The 1,803-nt window shown below is 71.8% G+C and carries 3 protein-coding genes and 2 tRNA genes; all 5 read right to left on the reverse strand.

All coding sequences use genetic code 11. The annotated features are described in order from the left end of the window. Nucleotides 1–125: 125 nt before the first annotated feature. On the reverse strand, nt 126–572 hold the full coding sequence (locus ACFWH7_RS19790; RefSeq protein WP_378219173.1) for a MaoC family dehydratase: 447 nt from the start codon (nt 570–572) through the stop codon (nt 126–128). Continuing rightward, complete coding sequence (locus tag ACFWH7_RS19795) at nt 569–1,030, reverse strand: FAS1-like dehydratase domain-containing protein (RefSeq protein ID WP_378219175.1); 462 nt, start codon at nt 1,028–1,030, stop codon at nt 569–571. The genes ACFWH7_RS19790 and ACFWH7_RS19795 overlap by 4 nt, the downstream gene beginning before the upstream one ends. Nucleotides 1,031–1,058: 28 nt before the next feature. After that, the gene (gene rpmG, locus ACFWH7_RS19800; protein WP_021482899.1) at nt 1,059–1,229 is read right to left on the reverse strand and encodes a 50S ribosomal protein L33; all 171 of its coding nucleotides are present in this window, start codon (nt 1,227–1,229) and stop codon (nt 1,059–1,061) included. A gap of 86 nt (nt 1,230–1,315) precedes the next feature. Beyond that, nucleotides 1,316–1,392: transfer RNA gene (locus ACFWH7_RS19805), tRNA-Met, on the reverse strand. Nucleotides 1,393–1,454: 62 nt separating this feature from the next. After that, nucleotides 1,455–1,527, reverse strand: a tRNA-Thr gene (locus ACFWH7_RS19810). Between the last annotated feature and the right edge of the window lie 276 nt (nt 1,528–1,803).

Consider the following 1,803-nt stretch of genomic DNA (forward strand, 5'->3'; position numbering starts at 1 on the left):
GGCGCGCCCCAGCCCGCGCTCTCCCGCCGACCCGCCCGCTCCCGCCCCCCCCCCCCCCCCGCCGCGCGGGGGCGCCCCCCCCCACGTGGCATCAGGAGCCCGTCGTCGCCCAGGGCGACCGCGGGTCAGAGGCGGACGACCGCCTGGGTCTTGCCGAGCACGCGCGCGCCCTCGAACGCGACCGTGAGGTCGACGCGGACCGTGCCGGCGTCGGCGTCGATCGCACCGACGGTCCCGGTGACCTCGAGCGTCGCGACGCCGGGGTTCGGCACCGGCACGGGGCGGGTGAAGCGCGTCTGGTAGTCGACGACGGCGCCCGGGTCCCCGGCCCAGTCCTCGACCAGCGCCACGGCGGCGCCCATGGTGAACATGCCGTGCGCGATGACGCCCGGCAGGCCGACCTCCGCCGCGAAGGCGTCGTTCCAGTGGATGGGGTTGAAGTCGCCGCTCGCGCCGGCGTACCGCACGAGGCGGGCGCGGTCGACCTCGACCGTGCGCGTGCCGATCACGTCGCCGACGGCCAGATCGGTGAGAGCCGGGCGCGTGGGTGTCGGGTTCGCGTCGGTGCTCATGCGCCCTCCCCGCGGACGGCGAGGGTGGAGGTGACGGTCGAGACCGGCTCGGTGCCGCCGTCGGGCAGGAGCGCGGCGATCTCGCAGCGCGTGGTGACCATCGCGAGGCCGGCCCGCTCGACGATCGAGTCCACGTGCAGCACGGTCACGAGCTCGTCGCCCGCGACGATCGGCCGGTGGTGCGTGAAGCGCTCGTCCGCGTGGACGACGCGCGAGAAGTCGATGCCCGCCCCCGGGTCCTCGATGAGCTGCCCCTCCGCCCGCTGGGCGACGACGACCGCGAAGGTCGGAGGTGCGACGAGGTCCGGATAGCCCGCACCCCGCGCCGCCACGAGGTCGTGGTGCACGGGGTGGGTGGCGCCGACGGCGCCGGAGAACTCCCGCAGCTTCTCGCGTCCTACCGAGTACGGCGCGTTGGCGGGGTACTCGCGGCCGACGTAGGCCAGGTTGACGCTCACTGCGGTGCGCGGGCGCGGAGCCGGAGGCTCAGCGGGTCTCGCGGTGCGCGGTGTGCTTGCCGCAGCGCGGGCAGAACTTCGCGAGCTCCAGGCGGTCCGGGTCGTTGCGACGGTTCTTCTTCGTGATGTAGTTGCGCTCCTTGCAGTCCACGCAGGCCAGCGTGATCTTGGGGCGAACGTCAGCGCTCTTGCTTGCCACGGTTGTGAGCCACCTCTCGCGCCTCCGGAGGGCGCATGTGCTGTGCAGGTCGCACGACGCCGGCCGCCGTACGAGGTTGTCGAAAGTGGTAGCGGAGGCGGGGATCGAACCCGCGACCTCACGATTATGAGTCGTGCGCTCTAACCATCTGAGCTACCCCGCCGCGTGACTGAACGCGAGGTCGTCTCGCCAGTATTCCAGCAAGACGACCCCGCGTCACCACAGAGCCCCGAAAGGGAATCGAACCCTTGACCTTCTCCTTACCATGGAGACGCTCTGCCGACTGAGCTATCGGGGCAGCGCGGAAAACTTTACACGGAACACGGCGTCGAACGAAATCGGCGCCGTTCCGCCGTTCCTGGGCCTTCGGCACCGCTCCCCACCGGATCGCGAACCGCCCGACGACGTCGGGTCGCGCGGCTCGCCGGAAGACGTGGTGACGACGACAGTGCCCAGGCAGACGACGACGGGGCGTCACCCGTGGGTGACGCCCCCGCTCGACGGGGGACGGGTGTGGGAAGTGCGACACCGCGTCGGTTAGCTGCTATTTTTCGTGCGGGAACATTGTGCGGGG

This window comes from Cellulosimicrobium cellulans (genome assembly GCF_042723955.1).
Classification (GTDB): domain Bacteria; phylum Actinomycetota; class Actinomycetes; order Actinomycetales; family Cellulomonadaceae; genus Cellulosimicrobium; species Cellulosimicrobium cellulans_H.

Bases quoted from the DNA above. Each gene is read 5' to 3' on its own strand.
- ACFWH7_RS19790 (WP_378219173.1), bottom strand. From the start codon at position 572: ATGAGCACCGACGCGAACCCGACACCCACGCGCCCGGCTCTCACCGAT.